The following is a 22,810-nucleotide window of genomic DNA, read 5'->3' as shown; positions in this document are numbered from 1 at the left end:
GGTTGGAATGAAACAATACGGCTTTTACATTGATTCAAGTAAATGCACGGGTTGTAAAACCTGTCAGCTTGCTTGTAAAGATTATAACGATCTAGACATCAAAACGAACTACCGTCGCGTATACGAATACGCAGGTGGTGGCTTCACTCAAGATGGTGATACCTGGGTTCAGAAAGATGTCTTTTCTTACTACCTTTCTATCGCTTGTAACCACTGTACTAACCCAGCGTGTGTGAAAGTGTGTCCTTCGGGCGCGATGCACAAACGTGATGAAGACGGTTTGGTTGTGGTTGATGAGAGCGTATGTATTGGTTGTCAGCACTGTAGCAATGCGTGCCCTTACGGCGCACCACAATACAATGCTAAGAAAGGTCACATGACCAAATGCGACGGTTGTTACCAACGTGTTTCTGAAGGCAAACAGCCTATCTGTGTTGAGTCTTGCCCACTTCGTGCATTGGAGTTTGGCGAAATCAATACACTTCGCGAGAAGTACGGCTCTGGTGCGGATGTGGCTCCACTGCCATCTTCAACAGAAACGCTACCAAACATCGTGATTAAGCTGAACAAAAACGCGAAGCCGACTGGCGATACCAGTGGTCACCTAGCAAACCCGAAGGAGGTGTAAGATGATTTTTCATGAGTGGTCTTTAATCTTCTTTACGGTGCTGGCGCAAACTGCGGTTGGTGGTTACTTACTGATTGGTGCTCGTGCACTGGTACTTGGTCATGACGAAGAGAAACTAAACAGCTACAAGGTTCCAATGTTCATTCTGTGGGTATTAATGGGTCTTGGTTTTATGTTCTCGACAACGCACCTAGGTTCTCCACTGCGCGCGTTTAATGCCTTTCACCAATTAGGCTCAGCTTGGTTGTCTAACGAAGTGTTCTTCGGTGCAGCATTCTTCGCTGTCGGCGGCCTGCAATGGCTACTGTCTGTGGTTAAGAAAGGTGGCGTTGCTATCCAGAAAGCACTGATGGTCGGCGCTATGGTGCTGGGTGTTATCTTCATGTACGCGATGATTAACGTATACATGATCAACACAGTACCTACGTGGGACAACATCTACACACCACTGAGCTTCATCATGACGATGGTTGTGGGCGGCTTGCTGATGTCTCAGTTTGTGATTGTATTCGCAAATGACAGCCGCTTTACGGTTGACCGTAACATCACCATGCTGGCTGTTATCGCAGTTGCTATCAGCTTGCTTGTGACAGTAGGAAAGCTGAACCTAATCGGTGACATCCAAACTTCAGCGGCAAAAGCGTCTGAGTTAGTCGATGGTTTAGGTAACTATGTGATTCTTCAAGTGGCACTGCTAATGGCAAGCTTGTTGATTTGGATTCTACCTATGCTGAACAAAGCAAAAGTGAACCCAGTTAACCTTGGCTTAGCACTAGTATTGTTCTTGGCTTCAGAGTTAATCGGCCGTGGTTTGTTCTATAGTCTACATATGACAAGCGGTTTGTAATCAAGTTTTTACAGACATGAGTTACGTGTAAACATAGCTGCTTGTTTGGTTATCTAGAAGGCTAGATAAACTAAAGGCCCAACACCTATTTAGATGTTGGGCCTTTTTATTTCGTTTTTTCTCGCGTTTTTAGTACGGACTTGGTTAGCTCGCCTAAATACTTACTTAATAATAGCCGCAGGAATAAACATGTCTTTCAATCGCTTAACTGAAGAGTAAGTACCAAACATCGGTTTGTTGTCTAAATGCCTTCTCAGCATATCGGCAGCAACGGTCTTAATCACGTTACGTTGGTCTTCGCGTGAGTATTGACGATAAAATTCAAGCACCAGGCCCCACTCTCCCGCTTCGGTCGACAATGCAACGCTGAATGTGTTGCCTTCTAACTTGCCAGTCACCAAAGCTAGCTCAGTACCGCACTTCTCTCTTGTTGCGCCAGCCAGAGCAAAGGTTGCAGCTAATGGATCGCTCTTCTCAAGTTCACTCTCTTTTGGCTCAGCCATCACCCACGAATGCCCGAAGCAATCTTCAACCTGCTCATTCAATTGCAGCCACGCTGACAATGCGCCTTTGGTCGACACTTCAGACACAGATAATGTCTTCTTTTTCTCAGCCATGATGTGTCCAATATGAGCAATCATAGGCTCATCAACACTGACGACATTACTTTCTAGTAGCTTGTAAACCATTTGCAGCAACTTAACGCGAGTTTCTAAGTCTGCCTTAGGACCAAACAGTTTGACCTCAATGAACGGCAGATAAGAGCGATAACCCAACTCATAACCTTCTGGCAGCTTTAATTGGTCCAAAACATCAGAGATACCGGATTCAGACAAACCAAACGTAAACAATCGACTGCATTCAGAGGCAACCACTTGAGGATAGGTACGTGACAGATCAGGAATGATCTCAAACGTGACCATGCGTTTGAATTCACTCGGTACACCCGGAGTGAAATAGAAAGTCGCATCGTTGATTTTCAGTTTGAAGCCGCAAGCCGTGCCCACAGGGTTATCGACAATCTCTGAACTCGCTGGCAACAAAGCTTGTTTAAGGTTGCTGTCCGGCATCGGCATACCACGTCCAGAAAACATCTCTTCCATACGAGTTAGCCATTCAGGGAACATGACGAGTTTCTGCTCTGAAGCCGTCGCAGCCGCAGCCGCACTCATATCATCAGTTGTCGGTCCTAAACCACCATTAACGATAACCACATCATAGTTAAAACTCAGCATCAACAGTTCTTCAACTAGAGCATTCATTTGGTCACCCACAGTCGAACGTTTCGCTAGGGCAAAACCGTGCTGATAAAACTCAGCAGACATCCAAGCTGCGTTTGTGTCTACAATGTCCCCATGAAGAACTTCTTCACCAGTGCTTAACATTGCGATTTTCGTCATATTTCTATCCTTTGTAGTCATAAAAAGACACTGCATTATTTACAAACTGGTCTATGGTTGAGTTTGAGACATTTCACCTTTTCACAAATATTAATAATGTTAAATCTAAGGTTTTCTTAGGAAAAGCAATAAATTATTAGTTCCCTAAATCAGGCATTTAATAGATAATTGTGACTCTGATCAATTCTTAACTTCTCATGGAGACCCTTGTGGCCAAATCACCGTTACTAACGAAGGTTACTGCTGCATTTTCAATGCTAATGTCAGTTAACTCGGTTGCAAGCCAATACGACTTCGACCAGCCAATCAACCTTTCTTACTCGGATGAATGTGCTCAAGATTACTGTGTTAATGAAAGCTTGTACACCTACAAGCCTAGCAAGAACTATGCACTAAGCGAATCAAGTGATCAGTACGATCTAACGATCGATAAGCAACCAATCTACCTTACTGTCAGCGATGGCAAAGATTGGGATTACTTAATGGGTCAAACCTACACCATTCTTGGCCTAAGTGTCGCAACCGTTGGTCTAATGACTCTTTTACCTGAAAGTATCACTAAGTGGGATGATGACCAACGTGATATCAGCGCACTGGGTAAAAAATGGAAAGATAACGTTTCCGAAGGCCCAGTATGGGATCGTGACGAACACTTCCTAAACTACGTGATGCACCCGTATTTCGGTGGTGTTTACTATACAGCAGCTCGACATGCTGGTTACGACGAGTTTGAGTCTTTCATGTACTCTTGGACAATGTCGACCTTCTTCTGGGAATACGGCGTAGAAGCGTTTGCTGAAGTACCTTCATGGCAAGATCTCTTCATCACACCTTTCTTTGGTGCCGTTGTCGGTGAAATGATGCTAGAAGCAGAACAAGACATCGTTGCTTCAGGTGGCGAAGTGATGGGCTCTCAAACCATGGGTAATGTGTCTCTATTCTTCCTAAACCCTGTTGGCCATATCCACTACTGGGTAAGTGATGCATGGGGTGGTGACGCAGAAGTTAATCTGAATACTAACCCTTGGTGGGATAACCAAGACGCAGCTCGATTCGCCTACGATGCTGGCGCACGATACGATTCTCAATTTGTTGGTATGAACTTTAAAGTAACGTTCTAAATCGTCTTTCAGTCTATGAATTTCAAGTTACTGCATTCCTAATAAAAGCGACAACTCTTCTAAAAAGCGGCTCTCTAGCCGCTTTTTTTGTGCCCTACTCTTCATTCTCTTTTTTTACTTCACAGCTTAGTTTCAAAAATTGACGTAGGTCAAACATTGTTCGATGTAAACTTCTACACTGAAATTAAAGAACTTTATCGCGTGATATCAAACATTTAATTAGAAACGAATCATTGAAACTTTGGGGGCTGATATGAACAGTACATTTATCGTAAACTTTATCGGAAAAGCATCACCAGCAACAATCAAACAACTTGCTGCTGTTACTCACGAAAACGACGGCAAATGGCTCATCAGTAAAGTTAATTTTATTGAAGACCAGGTCGCAGGCGTACTTAAGGTTCAACTTCCAGCCATCAACGAATCGATTGTGAAAGAGGCTTTCAGCGCCAATACTGACTTGATCGTGCAGTTTGTTGATTCAGACCACACTCACAACGCACAAGATACAATCCATCACTTAAGGCTCGACTCTAACGACAGAGCAGGTATCGTCAACGAAGTGACACATGTATTAGACAGACAAGGGATCAGCATTCTCGATATGGACTGCCACCGTGTCTTTATCGCCGGTGGCGGCGGTGTTAGCTCAAGCTTATTTACTTCCAAGATTGCCGTTAAGCTACCAATCGAAGTTTTGATTGATGACGTAGTGAATGAACTAGAAACACTCAGCGAAGATACTCGAGTGATGATTGAGAGTTAAGTTACCTACCCTCCCGACAATGGATTCGTTGTTGGGAGGTTAACTAATGAGAAACACACTTCACTTACATAACTTACAAAAATACGAATAAAAAGGATAGAAAAACATAACCTAGACATATGAAACCAAGCATTTATATGGATTTATTGTTATCATAGATATCTTATATAATTTAGTAGCTTAGGTTGATACATGGAAAGAAAAAGGTCGAGTTGGCAACTCAATGCCATCTCAGTAATCCTTCTCACAACACTATTTAGCGGCTGTAAAAGCGGCCATGAAAATAATGACAGTGGAACAACAACGACAGGAACCAGTACTGGTTCATCCTCTTCCCCGGTTACTGTTAGCCTCCCTAATAGTGTTTCATTTTCTGAACCACAATCAGGGTCAAAAACAGAGTCGATCACCGTTTCTCTTTCCGAAGCCTTAAGCCAAGACCTAACCTTGACGATCTCAACCAGTGACGTGACGACACGTTCCAGTGGTGCATTCAAGAACTACGATGTTATCTCTAGCCAAAACGTCAAAATTGCGGCAGGAGCAACAAATGCCGCTCTGCCATTAAACCTTGTGCACAATAATCTGTATGAAGGAAGCAAAACTCTTCATTATTCTATTAGTTCTGATAACGGTGCAAACTACATTCTTTCAAACGAACGAACTGTAGTCACCATCAATGACAGCGATACCCAACCTACAGTTAGCTTTAGTAATGACTTAAGTACCGTTGTAGAGGGCGATAGTATTATTCAACGAGCTGTTTTGAGTCATTACACCTCTCAAGATGTAACTCTCACTCTAACTCAAACTGGTATTGCCGCTCCTGAGGACTTTACTGTTGATATATCAGAGTTAACCCTCAAGTTACCAGCAGAGACCGTCTCAACAAATATCACTTTTTCTGCCCGTGATGATAGCTTCGATGAAGGTGGCGAATCGGTAATCTATACAATAGCTTCCGTTGGTAACGCTACAATTGATTCAAGTAAAAGCACTCTCGCGTTCTATATTCCCGGACAGAAGAGTTTCAATGATACTGGTTATGTCACCTATTTTGATGGCACAGCTTACGACAGCATCACTCCTCCAGCCTCGCGCCCTAATCAAGATGCTGATTTTGGTTTAGATAAAACAGATGGAAGTGAACACGCTGATGGGGAATATGGCTTCCGCTACACTAAGCTAGATGCTCACGGAAACCCTCTAACACCTAGCGCTACTGATTGGCGCTGTGTCAAAGATGAGCATACCGGGTTATATATTGAAGCAAAGCAAGACCCGATAGCACTGCCTAGTCAGTCAGAAGTTGATACATGGATTAAGAACCACAAAGACGACCCTGACGCCGACCCTTACCCATGGGGGAGCCAGTCAAGCTCATGGCGAAGCGCTTCGTACACATATACTTGGCACGACTCTGATAATACAACCAATGGTGGCTATGCCGGGGCACCCAATGATCTATTGTACAGCGCCGGCCCGATCTCTTCTCAATGTGCGTACATTAATGATGGTTCAGGAAGCAACTACTGTAATACAAGTAGTTATATTAGTAGCCTAAACAGTCGCTCTATTTGCGGCATTACAGATTGGCGCTTACCTTCACCTGTTGAAGCTCGTTCATTTATCAACTTCAATGTCGGCACTGCACCAGCAGGAGCCATTGATTTCTTTCCTAATCTTGGAGACCGACTCTTCACGCACTCTAGCTCTGTTAAACAGGATGGTAGTGCTAGATGTATCGACTCTCAAAATGGAGAGCTTGAACTTTGTAATAAAAACATCGCAGGCTCGACAGGAATTGTGGCTGTAAGTGGAGGTATTGAGTAATGAAACTAAAACTATACTTAGGTGTAATTGCCTCTCTGTTAAGTGCAAATACCATCGCGCAAACCTGCGTGCAAACTCAAACTCCCTCTCACCAAGACGGGCAATTTATTGACCGTAAAGATGGGACATTACTCGACGTAACGACAAATTTGCTTTGGTCAAAATGCAACCTAGGCGAAACCTACAATCAATCCAATAACACATGTGATGGTACCGCGATTAAATATCAAAATTGGCAGGATGCGCTCATCGCAACTGAAGATTCGAATCTGACCACTATCGCAGGTCAGGTTGGTTTTAGGTTGCCTAATATCAAAGAGTTAAGTTCAATCGTTGACTATAGCTGTACTAGACCAGCAATCAACCTGACACACTTCCCAACGACTACCAATGAGCCATATTGGACCAACACTCCTGATGCTCATGTAATAAATAACGACTATGATGGTTTAATCATTGATTTTGAAGAAGCTTTAGAAGTCATTACAGACCCAGATGATATTCCACATCCTCTTGTTCGCTTAGTGAAAACATTTAATTAGGTTTATCACGGTACAGAAACAAAAAGAGCAGCTCACCGGCTGCTCTTTTATTGTTCTGAAGCTTATGACTCAGTTACTTAACTGACCACTGTGACAGAGAACGCTTGAAGTCTTCATAGCCAAACTCATTCAGCTTTTGAATTTCGCCATTGCTGCGCTCGCAATAGATCGATGGCATCTTCAAACCATTGAACCAGTTCAGCTTCACCATGGTGTAACCCGCACTGTCCAACAAATGAAGCTTTTGACCAATCTTCAACGGCTCATCAAAGCTTGCTTCGCAGAACTGGTCGCCCGCAAGGCATGAACACGAACCAATCACATAGTCATGGCTACCGTTTTCAGAGGCTTCCAATACCGATGCTGGTTCATTGTAGATAAGCGTATCAAGGCGATGAGCTTCGGTTGCAGAATCGACAATTGCCGTTTTCTTCATGTTCTCTACGATATCAACCACTGTCACAACCAAGTCAGTTGTTTTAGTGATGATGGCTTCGCCCGGCTCAAGGTACATCTGCACCCCGTGCTTTTCAGAGAAGGCTTTTAGCGCAAGACCCAGTTTCTCGATGTCATATCCCGGCCATGTGAAAAACACACCACCGCCCATGCTCACCCAATCTAACTTATCTAGGTGCTCGCCAAACTGTTCTGAGATTGAATCAAGCAGACCGATAAAGGCATCAACGTCTTTGTTCTCACAGTTCATATGGAACATCACGCCATTAATCTCCTCAAAGATCTCAGGTTTGATGTGATCAGCTTGCACACCTAAGCGAGAGAATTGACGCGCAGGGTTTGCTAAGTCTTGTCCTGCGTAGCTCACACCCGGATTTAAACGTAAACCCAGCGATGCTTTACCTTCAACGATATGACGGTACGCTGCGAACTGGCTTTGTGAGTTGAAGATCATCTTGTCGCAAATATCAGCGACTTCTCTCACGTCATCTTCGCTGTAACCGACACTGTAAGCATGCGTTTCACCACCGAAGGTTTCGTGGCCAAGTTTCACTTCGTATGGACCAGAGCTTGTCGTGCCATCGAGGTAAGGTTTGATGATGTCAAACACACCCCATGTCGAGAAACACTTCAGTGCCAATACCAACTTCACACCCGAAATCTCTTTCAGTTGCTTAGCTATCTCTAAATTCGCAATCAACTTGTCTTCGTTGATCATGAAATAAGGCGTTTTTAGTTCGTTGTTTTGCATGTTAATACCTTGCGGCCCTCGAGTTCACGAAGGCACATGATAATCGAACAAAGCCGACGCAACAGCATCGGCTTGTAATTATACGTTCTCGTCAATCATATGACTTTGAACGGAATTCGCAGAGCTTTGACCTTGTCGCTAGGACATCGCGCGGAGTTTACGAACGTAAATGAGCACGATGGACAACGCGACAAGGGCAAAGAGCCAGAAATTACTTCAAAGTATGGATTAGAGGTAGACTGGCTGTAGGCTCTAGCTCTTGAACATGCCAATCTAGACCGATCTCTGGCATGGTTGCTAGGAACGGGTCTGGGTTTAGCTGTTCCATGTTGAATACGCCTTTATCAGCCCATTCGCCACGGAAGAACTGAAGTGCAGCAGTAATCGCTGGTACACCGGTTGTGTAAGAGATCGCTTGGTGCTCTACGTCTTCGTAAGCCACTTCGTGGTCTGCATTATTGTAGATGAATACGCTACGCTCTTTACCGTCTTTCTTACCTTGAACCCAAGTACCGATACACGTTAAACCTGTGTAACCCGGAGCTAGAGATGTTGGATCTGGTAGCAGCGCTTTAAGAACATGTAAGGGCTGAACCACAGTGCCGTCATGTAGCGTTAGCGGATCAGGGCTAAGAAGACCGATGTCACGCATGCAGTTGAAGTAGTTCAGGTATGCATCTCCGAAGCCCATCCAGAATTCGATACGCTTAGCTGGGATGAACTCTTTCATTGAACGCACTTCATCGTGTGCCATAGAGTACACCTTGTGAGAGCCACAGTTAGGGAATTCAAACTCAAGCATACGAGAGTGACAAGGTACTTGTTTCCACTCTTCATTTTCCCAGTAGAAAGAATCGCCTTGGATCTCAAGCATGTTGGTTTCTGGGTCAAAGTTTGTCGCAAACTTCTTGCCGTGATCGCCAGCATTCACGTCCATCACGTCAATTGAGTCAATCTCATCGAACAAGTGCTTAACCGCGTACGCTGCAAAGATTGATACCACACCTGGATCGAAACCCGCGCCAAGAATACCTGTGATGCCCGCTTCAGCGAACTTCTCACGGTAGCCCCACTGCCAATCGTAAGCTTGTGGTACTTGTTGACCTTCAGAACATAGGTCAACCGCTACCGATGTATCTAGGTAAGATACTTTAGATTGGTAACACGCTTCCATGATCGCCATGTTTACCCAAGGAGGACCAGCGTTGATAACTAGATCTGGCTTAACTTCTTTAATCAAAGCAACAAGTGCATCAACATCGTCAGCGTCTACTGAACGTGCTTCTAGTTTCTTAGTTGAATCTTTAAGGTTGTTTTTACCCTTGATAGATTCGATGATTTTTTCACACTTCGCGATTGTGCGAGAAGCGATCGTGATATCACCCAGTACTTCGTTATTTTGTGCTGCTTTATGTGCAACAACCCAACCGACGCCGCCTGCACCAATTTGTAGAATAGCCATAGTTTTAATTACCCTTGTTGTTCTGCTAGCTCAATAGCTAAAGTTTGAATTTTGTTAATTAGAGATTTGAAATCTGATGTCGTTAAGCACGGATTCAAGATAGTGAATTTCAGCGCACTTTTACCATCAACGACCGTTTCGCCAAGCACGGCAACGCCACGAGTCAGCGCCTCCAGTCTTAACGTCTGATTCAGTTTGTCTAAATCAAGAACACCGTTTGCTGATTGCCCATTACTAGGCACCGAACGGAACAGCACAGTCGAAAGAGACGGCTCAGCAAGCAGCTCAAAATCGTCATGCTTCTGAATCAGATCGGCAACCTTAAGCGTCTGCTCTAGAAGGTGATCGTACATATCACCCAGTTGCTTTGGCCCAACGCTTTGCATAGTCATGAAGACTTTCAGTGCATCGAAACGCTTGGTGGTAGCGATAGACTTATCGACTAGATTTGGCAGCTCATCGTGCTCACGATTCAAGTAATCTGCGTGATGCAGTAGGTACTTAAAGTTCGCTTTGTCTTTGAGAAGCACAGCACCACAGCTGATTGTTTGGAAGAACAACTTGTGGAAATCAACGCTCACTGAGTCCGCTTTTTCGATGCCTTTCAGGCGAGCTTTATGGCTACTTAAGATAAGCGCGCCACCGTAAGCACTGTCGACATGGAACCAAAGATCTTGTTGGTTGGCGATGTCAGCTATCGCTTCCAGGTCATCAATAGCACCGTGATCGGTTGTACCCGCGGTACCGACAACAGCAAAAGGAATCAACCCTTGAGCTTTAAGTGCTTTCACTTCTGCGTCTAGCAAGTCCGGCTTGATAGTGCCGTTTGCATTGGTGTCAACACAACACACTGCAGCTTCGCCTAAACCCATTAAAGAGGCCGACTTTTGAACCGTGAAGTGAGATTTCTTTGAACATAAGATACGCAGCTTGCTCGCGTATTCTGGCAAGCCAAGCTTTTGGATAGAATGGCCATTGTGCTTATCGGCAACCCAATCTCTTGCAAGCAATAAACCCATTAGGTTACTTTGCGTGCCGCCGCTGGTGAAAACACCGTCAGCTTGTGCGCCAAGTTGGTATTTGTCACACATCCAATCCACCACACGCTGCTCAACATAAGTCGCAGCAGATGCTTGGTCCCATGAATCCATCGATTGATTCAACGCCGCGATAATCGATTCCGCAGCAACAGAAGCCATAAGAGGAGGCGTGTGAAGGTGTGCAATACAGTCTGGGTGTTGCACAAAGATAGAGTTCGCTGCCACTAAGCCAGCCGTGCTATCAACAACATCAACCAAAGCGTGTTGGTTGTTATCGAGGTCAACAGCTTTGATGGCTTCTTCTAGCACTTTAGGGTCTAAACCTGAGTAAGGGGCTTCAACCTGTTCAAAAACCGCTTTCATCGCTTGAGTAGTTTGGTTCATCACGCTAGCAAATTCGTCGCTACCGCCTAAACCCGTCTGGATGAAATGCTTGTTCCATTCCTGATTTGATTCTTCGCTTTGTGTTTGGTCTTGTCGTAAACCACCACCCGCTGCGATGATCGCTTCTTCCATGACGCGCAATGCAAAGTCGATCTGCTCAAAAGAGATAATCATAGGTGGAAGGAAACGAATTACCGAACCATCACGACCGCCCTTCTCGACCATTAATCCGCGCTCTAATGCTGCTCGTTGAATCGCTAACGTCAGCTCGCCGTCTGATTGCGGCTCGCCAAATTTGTTGAGTTCGCCGTTTGGTTGCTTGATCTCAGCGCCAAGCATCAAGCCTTTGCCACGAACTTCAGCAACACAGTTCACACGCGATTGAATTCTCTCAAGCCCATGACGTAAGTATTGGCCTGCGATGTTCGCGTGCTCAACCAAACCATCTCGCTCGATGATTTCTAATGCTTTAGCGCCAGATACCATTGCTAATTGGTTACCACGGAATGTACCGGTGTGCTCACCCGCTTTCCAAGTATCAATGCTCTTATCGAACACAAGCAGCGACATAGGCAGTCCGCCGCCAATCGCTTTAGACAAGCACAAAATATCAGGGTTAACGCCTGATTCTTCAAACGCAAAGCGATGACCAGTTTTACCTACACCACACTGAATTTCATCAAAGATAAGTAGGATGCCGTGTTCATCACAGATGCGACGCAAGCCTTGTAGCCAAGATGCCGGGGCTGGAATCACGCCGCCCTCACCTTGTACAGGCTCAACGATCATTGCTGCAGGTTTCATGATGCCAGATTCGTCGTCATTCAACATACGCTCGATGTAACGAATGCTTGCGTTGGCACCTGCTTCACCACCAATGCCAAACGGGCAGCGAAGATTGTATGGGAAAGGCATGAAATGTACGTCAGACATTAAGCCGCTACGACGCTCTTTAGTGCCAAGGTTACCCATCATGCCCATGGTGCCGTTCGTCATGCCATGGTAAGCACCACGGAAAGCAAACATGGTGTTACGACCTGTTGTTTGCTTGGCTAGCTTGATAGCCGCTTCCACAGCATCAGCGCCAGACGGGCCACAAAATTGAAGAACCGAGTTAGTTGAAAAATCTTGAGGGAGAAAAGCTTTAACTCGCTTGATAAACGTCTCTTTTGCTTGAGTCGTAATATCAAGTGTTTGGTATGGCAAACCTGAATCGAGTTGGTCTTTAAGTGCTTGGTTGATTTCAGGGTGGTTGTAACCCAAAGAAAGTGTACCGGCACCAGCTAAGCAATCGAGAAAGAGTTGGCCACGAGTATCTTCAACTAAAACACCACATGCTCGTTTAATAGCAATAGGTAGGCGTCTTGGGTATGAACGAACATCCGATTCATGTTGCTCTTGTTCAAGCAAAATAGCGTCAGGTGTTAGGTCGTAAGTTCCCTCAACGATAGGAACCATAGTTGAAAATGAATTTGCGATAGTATTAATATCGACTTCAAAGGCGGTAGTCATAAAAATCCCCTTGAATGTGTTCATACTCACCTCCATCAGACGCAATTGCACACCGTCCCTCTATTGATTTAGAGAGAATTCATAGTGAAACACGCGTATTGTCTAGAAATGAGATATAGCTGTACGCTCGTATAAGTCAAATGACGAATACGAAATTAGGCCGTCTTAGGACAGCAAAAATTAGTTAGCGTGAGCTCAAGGTTCAGTAATGCTACTGTTTTGAAGAATTGGACATTTGTGCAGTATCGGACAGCTATGAAGAACTGGCCCTTTTGGAAATGCAGAGCTGATTAGCAATGTTGTTATTAGTGTATTCAATGTTGGGTTTCCCATTAGCATGGCGAATTGCGCCATAAGTATCCCGTCTATCAGCTAAAGGATTAGCCGATACCTACCCTACGTAATGTCCCAATCAGCAAGAATGGTCACTACGCGTATCCCCCAGAAGCTATCGCTGTTCTTTTTGAACATTGATCATTCCGAGATTGCGCGGGAAAGTAACATAAAGTGAAATGAACGATCAATAGTTTTTAATAATAGCTGGATAAATAGGAGCGGTGACTGACAAATTGCTGCAAATATCGTCAACTTAATCTTTAGGTAAGGCGACCCCGGTTCATTCGTCCCTCATGCCCGAGGAACGAGTTCATAGGGAATCTCGCTTTTAAAACGAAGTTAAAGGTATGAGAGTTTGAGTATTTTATCGACCGTCTAACCACGGGAGTCAAACAGGAAAAATGTGGGGTAATAAAATGTTGAACAGCAGAAACCAAAAAGCCCGAACATTTCTGTTCGGGCTTTTTAATTTGGAGCGATACATCGGGTTCGAACCGATGACCTCAACCTTGGCAAGGTTGCGCTCTACCAACTGAGCTAGTATCGCATTTGCTACATCCGTTAAGACGTAGACTTTAATAGATGGTGCCCCGGGCCGGACTTGAACCGGCACAGCGCGAACGCCGAGGGATTTTAAATCCCTTGTGTCTACCAATTCCACCACCAGGGCACGCAATTCTTTATTGCGATGCCGATTACTGAAAAGTAAAACACCATCTTAATGCTGACGCCAATCAACATTACAAATTTTGGAGCGATACATCGGGTTCGAACCGATGACCTCAACCTTGGCAAGGTTGCGCTCTACCAACTGAGCTAGTATCGCATTTTCATTACTCTTACCTCTTCTCATTAACTAAGAAAAAGAGATAATGGAGGCGCCTCCCGGAGTCGAACCGAGGTCCACGGATTTGCAATCCGCTGCATAGCCACTCTGCCAAGGCGCCTTAGTAACTCCAATCGAATCGCTTATTGCCATCCTCTTGGGTACGGGATGCATTTTACGGATTCAGAGGATTGAGTCAATATTATTTTTGTATTTTTAATTCGTTTGAATAGATTTCATACGAAACAGGCTAAATAGCTGACTTTGTGTGCAAAGGACTTTGTGGACAGGCCATTCAAAGGCGATCTATATCACATTAGATATCCACTATTGATAACTTAACCTTAGGTTAAAGATCAAAAAAGCGAGCCTCAGCTCGCTTCTTCATCAATGATGTTTTTCGTCTAACAAATCGTCTTTGGCAGCCATCAAGTATTGCGCCATTGACCAGTAAGTCAGAACAGTTGCGACATAGAGCGCAATGTAACCTACCCACACCATCCAGTCGTCGTATCGCCAGATCAGTACCCAAAGAGCGAACATCTGAGAAACGGTTTTGACTTTACCAACCCAAGATACCGCAACGCTTGCACGTTTACCTATTTCAGCCATCCATTCACGAAGCGCCGAAATGATAATCTCACGAGCAATCATGGTCACCGCTGGAATCGTTATCCAAATCGAATGGTAATGCTCAGTCATCAAGATAAGAGCCGTAGCAACCAGCACTTTATCCGCTACAGGGTCAATAAAGGCACCGAAGCGAGACGTTTGCCCGAGTTTACGAGCCAGCATGCCATCTAGCCAGTCAGTAAAACCCGCTACCCAAAACACCATTGCAGCAGCAAAAGGAGCCCATTGGTAAGGTAGGTAAAAAACAACAACGAATACTGGGATCAAAAATAGTCTCAGTAAGGACAAAATGTTAGGTATATTCAAACGCATATTATTGGGCTCTTATTAATTGCGCTTTAATGGTGCGGGATTTTTACTATTGTTTCAATGCTTGATAAATGTTTTCTGCCAAAGAATGACTAATGCCCGGTACTTTGGCTATTTCTTCGACAGTTGCACGCTTAAGTTCTTGTAAGCCACCCATATATTTCAGCAAAGATTGACGGCGCTTAGGCCCTACCCCTTCAATTCCCTCAAGTGCACTGGTTCTACGCGTTTTACCACGTTTTGCTCTATGCCCTGCAATCGCATGATTATGGCTTTCATCACGTATATGTTGGATAAGGTGCAGTGCTGGCGCATCACTTGGTAAATTAAACTCTTCACCTTCAAGGGTCACCAAGGTTTCCAAACCCGGTTTACGTGTTACCCCTTTCGCAATACCCATCATTCTTGGTCGAAACGGCCAATCATCCCAATATTTGGAAATGATCTCATGGGCACGATTCAACTGACCTTTACCGCCATCGATAAAAATGATGTCTGGGATCTTGTCGACATCGAGTTGTTTTGAATAGCGTCTTTCAAGCGCCTGAGCCATTGCAGCGTAGTCATCACCACCTATAATACCTGTGATGTTGTAACGACGGTATTCCGGTTTAACTGGCCCTTCTTGATTGAAGACCACGCAAGATGCAATCGTACTTTCACCCATGGTGTGACTGATATCGAAACATTCCATGCGTTTGATAACGTCCATCGACAGCACTTCTTGAAGTTCCTTAAATCGCTGATTGATCGTCATCTTGTGATTAATCTTAGTGGTAATGGCTGTTAATGCATTGGTGTTAGACAGTTTAAGGTAGCGACCACGAGTTCCAGAAGGATTAGTATTGAAGTGAATCTTACGGCCCGCAACTTCACACAAGGCTTCTTGAATCGGTGTGACATCTTCCATCAAATCAGCATTAAGGATGAGACGAGTTGGTATGGTTCTCGCTTCATTATGTGCAAGATAGTATTGGCTTAAAAAGCTCGAAAAGACTTCCTCTCGCACCGTATTGTTTGGAATTTTCGGGAAATGGCTTCTACTGCCTAAAACCTTTCCTTGGCGAATCATCAAGATGTGAATACAAGCCACGCCATTTTCTTGAGCAAAACCTAACACGTCCATATCTTCCATTGAGTCGTCAGATACATACTGTTGCTCTTGCACGCGTCGAATCGCTTGGATCTGGTCACGGAAAGCAGCAGCTTGCTCAAAGCGAAGCTCTTGGCTTGCCTTGTCCATTTTATCGATGAGTGTCTCAAGAACTAGCTTGTCTTTCCCCTGCAGGAATAAACGAACGTAGTCGATAAGTTCACTGTACTCTTCATCAGAGATGATTGAGCTGACACATGGCGCAGCACAACGACCAATCTGATACATCAAGCATGGGCGCGTTCGGTTGGCATAGACCGTGTCTTCACACTGACGAGCAGGAAAGATTTTCTGTATTAGGTGCAACGTCTCACGCACAGCGCCGGAATCAGGATAAGGACCAAAGTACTCTCCCTTTTTCTTCTTAGCACCACGATGCATCGACAAACGAGGATGTTTGTGACCGCTAATAAAAATATAGGGATACGACTTATCATCGCGCAGAAGTACGTTGTATTTCGGTAAGTACTGCTTGATGTAGTTGTGCTCAAGGATAAGAGCTTCTGTTTCTGTATGCGTTACAGTGACATCGATTTTGTCGATATTGCTGACTAAAGCGCGCGTTTTTTCACTGTCGACTTTTTTACGGAAATAACTGGAAAGGCGTTTTTTGAGGTTCTTTGCTTTACCGACGTAGATAACAACAGCCTCGGCGTTATACATACGATAAACGCCGGGCTGTTCTGTTACTGTCTTGAGAAATGACACTGAGTCAAACAAGTTGGTCACTATACGATCTCAGTGTTAAAGGGTCTCAGTGTCTAACATTCCATGTCTAATCGCTAAATGCGTCAGCTCTACATCGCCACTGATATCCAATTTGCTGAACAAACGGTAGCGGTAACTGTTGACTGTTTTAGGACTTAGATTGAGTTGTTCTGAAATATCCGTCACTTTCTGACCTTTGGTAATCATCATCATGATTTGAAGTTCACGCTCAGATAAGTCTGCGAATGGATTTTCAGACGCAGGCGAGAATTGGCTCAAAGCCATCTGCTGCGCAATTTCTGGTGAAATGTATCTTTGGCCACTATTAACCACTCGAATTGCATTTACCATTTCATCCGGACCTGCCCCTTTAGTAAGGTAACCAGCAGCTCCAGCTTGCATCACTTTAGTTGGAAACGGATTTTCCGTATGAACAGTTAAAACGATGATTTTAACATCAGGGTTGAAACGCAAGATTTTCTTGGTTGCTTCTAAGCCACCAATACCAGGCATATTCATATCCATCAAAATAACGTCAGTATTATTAGTACGACACCATTTTGCAGCATCTTCACCGCTTTCAGCTTCCCCTGCTACGTTCATTCCACGGACGTCTTCAATAATACGTCGTATCCCTGTGCGAACCAGCTCGTGATCATCTACAAGGAAAACATTTATCAAACTTGTATCTCCACACTATTAATTGGCTCTGCAACCACTGTGTCATTTCATCTGTTTGAAACAATTGAACAAAGGAACAGTGGATCGCAGCATTGAGTACATCTTAACTTAATTACTAAAAAAAAGCTCTGTTGAATATGTGCTGAAACACGAACTTTAGCAAGTACTTATTAACAAATAAGCTAACTAAAACACCAAGCTTTTTCTAAAAATCAACCAGTTAAAACAACACCCAATAAAATTACACAAGATAAAGATATTTTCAATACCATTGAATAGCCATTCGCGACAATTTCACTTATTTGCTTATTGAGTCCCGTTATTTGCCTCTGTTAACTAGAATTTAGTTAGTATTTTGGTTGCCTATTGTGCGCAGAGAGCCGCTAGATGGTAGTATTCGATTCCCAATTTCAATAGGTTACTACATTGGATATTCAGCAAGGCTTTGTACTCACAAGACAAGCGAGAGACTTTTCAGGGCGTACCCAAATTGACTTGTGGTTAAGCTCCCCTCAAGGCCCAACTCTGTTGACGATTCAAAATGAAAAACCTGTATTTTTCGTCGCTCAATCTGACATTGAAGAATGTCAGGCAATCGCAGCGAAAGAGTCGATCGATTGCCAATTCAAGTCCCTAGAACTAGCCACATTCGATCAAACCCCTCTCGCCGCATGTTACACCTCACTGTCGAGAAGTAGCTTTGGTTTAGCACAAGCCTTTCACAGCGAAGAAATTCAGACCTTTGAAAGCGATATTCGACTCGCCGATCGATATCTGATGGAACGCTTTATCAAAGGCAGCATTGAGTTCACTGGGACTGCCGTGCAAAAAAGTCAGCATCTTAGAGTCTCCAATGCAAAATGCAGAGCGGGCGAATACTTACCCAGTTTATCTGTGGTTTCGCTTGATATTGAATGCTCAGAAAAAGGTGTGCTTTATTCCATTGGCTTAGACAGCCCGATGGACAGCCGAGTCATCATGGTCGGCGAACCACAAGAGGCTGACACAAACATCCAATGGGTCCCTAATGAGAAAGCTCTACTAGAGGCGATGATTAGATGGTTTTCTGAATTTGACCCCGACATCATCATCGGATGGAATGTCATTGATTTCGATTTTAGGCTGCTGCACAAACGTTCAGAATGGAACGAAGTGAAGCTCAATATTGGTAGAGACAATCAACCAAGTTTCTTCCGTAGTTCTGCACAAAACCAGCAAGGCTTTATCACTATTCCAGGCCGCGTTGTGTTGGATGGCATCGACATGCTCAAGACAGCGACCTACCACTTCCGCTCTTGGTCTCTTGAATCGGTATCTCAAGAGCTACTCGGCGAAGGTAAAGACATCCATAACGTTCACGACCGCATGGATGAGATAAACCGGATGTTTAAGTTCGATAAGCCTTCGCTCGCCAAGTACAACCTTCAAGACTGCGTGCTAGTAAACCGCATCTTCGAGCACACTCACCTACTCGACTTCGCGATTGAGCGCTCTCGATTAACCGGTGTCGAACTGGATCGTGTTGGTGGCTCTGTTGCGGCCTTTACTAATTTATACATGCCTCAAATACACCGAGCAGGTTACGTCGCGCCTAATTTAGAGCCCGAGAACTGGATTGCCAGCCCCGGCGGCTACGTGATGGATTCCATTCCTAACCTGTACGACTCGGTTTTGGTACTCGATTTCAAGAGCCTTTACCCATCGATCATTCGCTCTTTCTTAATTGACCCGATGGGGTTAATTGAGGGGTTAAAGTTAGAGTTAGGCTCTGAAGAAGACCAAGCGGTGGCAGGGTTTCGTGGCGGTCAGTTCCACCGTTCTAAGCACTTTCTACCAGAGATGATCGAAAACTTGTGGGCAGCACGTGACGTTGCAAAGAAGAACAACGAAAAAGCGTTCTCTCAAGCGATTAAGATCATCATGAACTCCTTCTATGGTGTGCTTGGCTCTTCTGGCTGTCGCTTCTTCGATACCCGTTTGGCCTCATCGATCACTATGCGTGGGCACGAGATCATGAAGCAAACCAAGGTTCTAATCGAGGATAAAGGTTATCAAGTAATTTACGGAGATACCGATTCAACCTTCGTATCGCTAAACGGCAGTTACGATCAACAAAAAGCAGATGAGATCGGGAACGCACTGGTCGCTTACATCAACGATTGGTGGACAAATCACTTAAAAGAAACCTACAACCTAACCTCAATACTCGAACTGGAATACGAAACTCACTATCGCAAGTTTCTAATGCCGACCATTAGAGGTTCAGAAACCGGCTCGAAGAAACGCTATGCAGGCTTGATCAATCAAGGCGACCAAGAGAAGATCATCTTTAAAGGGCTTGAAAGTGCGCGAACCGATTGGACACCTCTCGCGCAGCAATTCCAACAAACCCTGTATGAGATGGTGTTTCACGACCAAGATCCAACGGACTATGTCAGACAGTTTGTCGATGAAACCGCTGCCGGTAAACACGATGATTTACTGGTGTACCAAAAGCGTTTGCGCCGCAAACTACACGAGTATCAAAAAAACATTCCGCCACAGGTTCGCGCAGCTCGTATGGCCGATGAGATAAATGCCAAACTTAGTCGCCCGCTTCAATACCAAAACAAAGGGCGTATTGAATATTTGATTACACTGAGTGGCCCTGAGCCAAAGGAGTACTTGAAGAGTGGTATCGATTATCAGCATTACATCGACAAACAAATCAAACCGGTTGCAGAGGCTATCTTGCCCTTCATTGGTTTAGATTTTGAACAAGTCAGCGGACAACAGTTAGGCCTGTTCTAGACCTATTCTATTTTCGAAACGGCCTTCAAACTCGAGATGTGTATTAAAACTCTAGATAAGCATAAAACTCGAAATAGGCATTAAAACTCGAGATAAGCTTAAAACGAAAAAGCAGAGACGTGCTCTTCAGCTTGCTCTGCTTTTCATATCAATGGATAGCTTGATAGCTTACGAACCCCTACCCGATTCGAAACTCAGTTTTCTGATACTGCTTAACCAGCCATTCACCAAAGCCATCAAGAATCCCTATCACCGAGCGTTTGGGAATCGCTCGTCCAGACAACAGAATACCCAATCTTTGAATCTCGACTTCTTTCTCTGGATGATATTTCAAGAACTGTTGACCACACTCTATTGGGTCATCGAACCAATATTTATCACGATACATCACCAAAGAATAACTCGCTCGCAGTAGCTTTTTAGCAATAATCACCTGTGCTGCAACTTGTTGTTCTGGCGTTGTTGCTCGGGCAATCTTATTACGATAAACCGCTAACCAGTTTTCCGCATCCATATTCCAATGCTTAGCAATTTCCCAACTCGTTTCGAAATCACCATAGCAGTCCGATAGATCTTCACCATGCACACACACGGCTAAATGCTTGAGCATGAAGCCCCACGTAAAGATGTTGTCGAAATCAACGATCTCGCTCACCAAGGTGGTTTTGATTGCCACTTGAGTGACCTGAGGGAAGCTCTTTTGGAAGCGCCACTTGATGGTATTCAGCAGCGTAGTTCGTTGATCTGGGAAGTGACGATGAGTAACCACGACCACATCTAGATTCGAGCGACCGACAACGGCTTGCTTACGTGCCACACTGCCATAAACATAGACACTGTGCAGATTAGAACCTAACCCACCTTTTAAAAAGGTAATCAGATCGTTAACCACAGGTTGGAATTCAGGTTGAAATGGCTGTGTTGGGTCAATAACAGGTAGCTGCATAGGTCGTTTCGGTAAATAAAATAATGATTTAACTGTCTCTCTATGATCGCTTAGGTGACTTTATGATTCAAGCTATTCCTATTTATAGCGTCTACGAGATATAATCACCGGATAGACCCAATAAGGACAAACACAAAATGCCTAGAGCAAGTGAGATTAAAAAAGGTTTTGCGATCAACGTTGATGGCAAAACAGTACTAGTAAAAGATATCGAAGTGACAACACCAGGTGGCCGTGGCGGTCAAAAGATTTACCGCTTCCGTGGTCACGATGTAGCAACTGGCGTTAAAACAGAAGTTCGCCACAAGGCTGACGAAATCGTTGAAACTATCGACGTAACTAAGCGTGCAGTGATGTTCTCTTACGTTGACGGCAACGAGTACATCTTCATGGATAACGAAGATTACTCACAGTTCATCTTCAACGGTGAAATGATCGAAGACGAACTGCTGTTCATCAACGAAGATACGCAAGGTATGTACGCGATTCTTATCGACGGTACTGCGGCGACTCTTGAACTACCAACTTCAGTTGAGCTAGTAATCGAAGAAACAGACCCTTCAATCAAAGGTGCATCTGCTTCAGCTCGTACTAAGCCAGCTCGTCTGTCTACAGGCCTTACTGTTCAAGTTCCTGAGTACATTGCAACTGGCGACAAAGTTGTTGTGAACACAGCTGAACGTAAATACATGAACCGCGCAAGCTAAGATATTTATTATGACCGAAGCTAACGACCTAATGTCTTACGACGACGCAATTGACACTGCATACGACATCTTTCTAGAGATGGCTCCTGATAACCTTGAACCAGCAGACGTGATCCTATTCACGGCTCAGTTTGAAGATCGTGGCGCTGCAGAGCTCGTTGAAACTGGTGACGATTGGGTTGAACATGTTGGCTTTGAAGTCGACAAAGAGATCTACGCTGAAGTACGCATTGGTCTTGTAAATGAAGCTGATGATGTCTTAGATGACGTATTCGCTCGTCTGCTGATCAGCCGTGACCCTGAACACAAGTTCTGTCACATCTTGTGGAAACGCGACTAGGCTCTTCTTAAATCAGCTCAGAGTACTGAGCTGATTTTCTTACGACTTCATAGCCTCATCACTTTACCAAACTGCAACTCTACAAAATTATGACCAAAGCAAAGACAGATACCCTATCCAAAGGCTATGCCTGTGTTGGATTAGTAAACCCCAAAACACCTGAAAATGTTGGCTCAGTAATGCGAGCAGCTGGTTGCTACGGAGCAAACTCTGTATTTTATACGGGCACCCGTTATGACCACGCTCGACAGTTTCATACCGACACCAAAGAAAAGCACCTTGAGCTACCATTAATTGGTGTTGAAGACCTGAAAGACATTATTCCAGTTGGCTGCGTACCAATCGCGGTTGATTTGATAGAAGGCGCTAAGCCTCTGCCTGATTATAAGCACCCACCTCGTGCTTTTTATATCTTTGGCCCTGAAGATGGGACTCTGAAAAAAGAGATCACGGATTTCTGTCGTGAAACCATCTACGTTCCGACCAATGGCTGCATGAACCTTGCTGCCGCGGTCAATGTTATTTTGTATGACCGCATGGCGAAGGGTGATAATTTTTCTAATCATTTGAAAGTGACCTAATACCAATCGTAGTCCATAGCTAGTCACCCTAGCTAGTGAAGCACTTCTACCTAGTTAA

General features: G+C 44.5%; 18 protein-coding genes and 4 tRNA genes. 10 read left to right on the top strand and 12 right to left on the bottom strand.

Annotated features, from left to right (window positions below; genetic code table 11):
* The first annotated feature begins 7 nt into the window (after nt 1–7).
* Both L3V35_RS15030 and L3V35_RS15025 read left to right on the top strand, forming a co-directional pair.
* The gene (locus tag L3V35_RS15030) at nt 8–628 is read left to right on the top strand and encodes a DMSO/selenate family reductase complex B subunit (RefSeq protein ID WP_004733360.1); all 621 of its coding nucleotides are present in this window, start codon (nt 8–10) and stop codon (nt 626–628) included.
* A 1-nt stretch (nt 629) separates the two neighbouring features.
* On the top strand, nt 630–1,475 hold the full coding sequence (locus tag L3V35_RS15025; protein WP_237300175.1) for a DmsC/YnfH family molybdoenzyme membrane anchor subunit: 846 nt from the start codon (nt 630–632) through the stop codon (nt 1,473–1,475).
* A 161-nt stretch (nt 1,476–1,636) separates the two neighbouring features.
* On the opposite strand, the gene L3V35_RS15020 is transcribed toward L3V35_RS15025, so the two are convergent.
* Nucleotides 1,637–2,875 carry a CinA family nicotinamide mononucleotide deamidase-related protein gene (locus L3V35_RS15020; protein ID WP_237300174.1) on the bottom strand — a complete coding sequence of 413 codons (1,239 nt, stop codon included), beginning with the start codon at nt 2,873–2,875 and terminating at the stop codon, nt 1,637–1,639.
* A gap of 209 nt (nt 2,876–3,084) precedes the next feature.
* Here L3V35_RS15020 and L3V35_RS15015 point away from each other — a divergent pair, with 209 nt between their 5' ends.
* The 4 genes from L3V35_RS15015 to L3V35_RS15000 all read left to right on the top strand — a co-directional run bounded on the left by L3V35_RS15015 (nt 3,085) and on the right by L3V35_RS15000 (nt 7,137).
* Entirely contained in the window at nt 3,085–3,996 is a 912-nt protein-coding gene (locus L3V35_RS15015) for a DUF3943 domain-containing protein (protein ID WP_054547348.1), read from the top strand.
* A 253-nt stretch (nt 3,997–4,249) separates the two neighbouring features.
* Nucleotides 4,250–4,762, top strand: coding sequence for an ACT domain-containing protein (locus L3V35_RS15010; RefSeq protein WP_010438087.1), 513 nt, complete (start codon nt 4,250–4,252; stop codon nt 4,760–4,762).
* Between the two features lie 192 nt (nt 4,763–4,954).
* Nucleotides 4,955–6,595 carry a DUF1566 domain-containing protein gene (locus tag L3V35_RS15005; RefSeq protein WP_237300173.1) on the top strand — a complete coding sequence of 547 codons (1,641 nt, stop codon included), beginning with the start codon at nt 4,955–4,957 and terminating at the stop codon, nt 6,593–6,595.
* On the top strand, nt 6,595–7,137 hold the full coding sequence (locus L3V35_RS15000; RefSeq protein WP_054547346.1) for a DUF1566 domain-containing protein: 543 nt from the start codon (nt 6,595–6,597) through the stop codon (nt 7,135–7,137). Before L3V35_RS15005 ends, L3V35_RS15000 begins: the two co-directional genes overlap by 1 nt.
* 73 nt (nt 7,138–7,210) lie before the next feature.
* On the opposite strand, the gene nspC is transcribed toward L3V35_RS15000, so the two are convergent.
* The 10 genes from nspC to uvrY form a co-directional block, all read right to left on the bottom strand.
* Nucleotides 7,211–8,344: a carboxynorspermidine decarboxylase gene (gene nspC / locus L3V35_RS14995; RefSeq protein WP_054547345.1), complete on the bottom strand. Its 1,134-nt coding sequence runs from the start codon at nt 8,342–8,344 to the stop codon at nt 7,211–7,213.
* A 211-nt stretch (nt 8,345–8,555) separates the two neighbouring features.
* On the bottom strand, nt 8,556–9,806 hold the full coding sequence (locus tag L3V35_RS14990) for a carboxynorspermidine synthase (RefSeq protein WP_054547344.1): 1,251 nt from the start codon (nt 9,804–9,806) through the stop codon (nt 8,556–8,558).
* 8 nt (nt 9,807–9,814) lie between these two features.
* Nucleotides 9,815–12,766: a pyridoxal phosphate-dependent class III aminotransferase gene (locus L3V35_RS14985; protein WP_237300172.1), complete on the bottom strand. Its 2,952-nt coding sequence runs from the start codon at nt 12,764–12,766 to the stop codon at nt 9,815–9,817.
* A gap of 783 nt (nt 12,767–13,549) precedes the next feature.
* Nucleotides 13,550–13,625, bottom strand: a tRNA-Gly gene (locus tag L3V35_RS14980).
* A gap of 36 nt (nt 13,626–13,661) precedes the next feature.
* A tRNA-Leu gene (locus L3V35_RS14975) sits at nt 13,662–13,748 on the bottom strand.
* Nucleotides 13,749–13,828: 80 nt separating this feature from the next.
* Nucleotides 13,829–13,904: transfer RNA gene (locus L3V35_RS14970), tRNA-Gly, on the bottom strand.
* Nucleotides 13,905–13,951: 47 nt separating this feature from the next.
* Nucleotides 13,952–14,025: transfer RNA gene (locus L3V35_RS14965), tRNA-Cys, on the bottom strand.
* A gap of 266 nt (nt 14,026–14,291) precedes the next feature.
* A complete protein-coding gene (gene pgsA / locus L3V35_RS14960; protein ID WP_017078221.1) occupies nt 14,292–14,849 on the bottom strand; it encodes a CDP-diacylglycerol--glycerol-3-phosphate 3-phosphatidyltransferase in 558 nt (185 codons plus the stop codon).
* A gap of 46 nt (nt 14,850–14,895) precedes the next feature.
* Nucleotides 14,896–16,728 (bottom strand): excinuclease ABC subunit UvrC, encoded by a 1,833-nt coding sequence (uvrC, locus tag L3V35_RS14955; RefSeq protein WP_171310846.1) that lies wholly within the window; start codon nt 16,726–16,728, stop codon nt 14,896–14,898.
* A gap of 15 nt (nt 16,729–16,743) precedes the next feature.
* Nucleotides 16,744–17,388 carry a UvrY/SirA/GacA family response regulator transcription factor gene (gene uvrY, locus L3V35_RS14950; RefSeq protein ID WP_004729778.1) on the bottom strand — a complete coding sequence of 215 codons (645 nt, stop codon included), beginning with the start codon at nt 17,386–17,388 and terminating at the stop codon, nt 16,744–16,746.
* A 426-nt stretch (nt 17,389–17,814) separates the two neighbouring features.
* Between uvrY and L3V35_RS14945 the strand changes: the two genes are divergently transcribed.
* The gene (locus tag L3V35_RS14945; protein ID WP_237300171.1) at nt 17,815–20,178 is read left to right on the top strand and encodes a DNA polymerase II; all 2,364 of its coding nucleotides are present in this window, start codon (nt 17,815–17,817) and stop codon (nt 20,176–20,178) included.
* Nucleotides 20,179–20,356: 178 nt separating this feature from the next.
* Here L3V35_RS14945 and L3V35_RS14940 read toward each other — a convergent pair whose 3' ends face one another.
* Complete coding sequence (locus tag L3V35_RS14940) at nt 20,357–21,124, bottom strand: nucleotidyltransferase domain-containing protein (RefSeq protein WP_237300170.1); 768 nt, start codon at nt 21,122–21,124, stop codon at nt 20,357–20,359.
* A 137-nt stretch (nt 21,125–21,261) separates the two neighbouring features.
* On the opposite strand from L3V35_RS14940, the gene yeiP reads away from it, so the two are divergent.
* From yeiP to L3V35_RS14925, 3 genes are all read left to right on the top strand, one after another.
* Nucleotides 21,262–21,831, top strand: coding sequence for an elongation factor P-like protein YeiP (gene yeiP, locus L3V35_RS14935; RefSeq protein WP_114633732.1), 570 nt, complete (start codon nt 21,262–21,264; stop codon nt 21,829–21,831).
* Between the two features lie 10 nt (nt 21,832–21,841).
* Nucleotides 21,842–22,171, top strand: coding sequence for an HI1450 family dsDNA-mimic protein (locus L3V35_RS14930; protein ID WP_004729782.1), 330 nt, complete (start codon nt 21,842–21,844; stop codon nt 22,169–22,171).
* Between the two features lie 89 nt (nt 22,172–22,260).
* The gene (locus L3V35_RS14925) at nt 22,261–22,752 is read left to right on the top strand and encodes an RNA methyltransferase (RefSeq protein WP_004729783.1); all 492 of its coding nucleotides are present in this window, start codon (nt 22,261–22,263) and stop codon (nt 22,750–22,752) included.
* The last annotated feature ends 58 nt before the right edge of the window (nt 22,753–22,810 follow it).

Source organism: Vibrio sp. L5-1 (genome assembly GCF_021728315.1).
Taxonomy (GTDB): Bacteria; Pseudomonadota; Gammaproteobacteria; order Enterobacterales; family Vibrionaceae; genus Vibrio; species Vibrio splendidus_K.
This window is presented reverse-complemented; position numbering and strand designations above follow the sequence as displayed.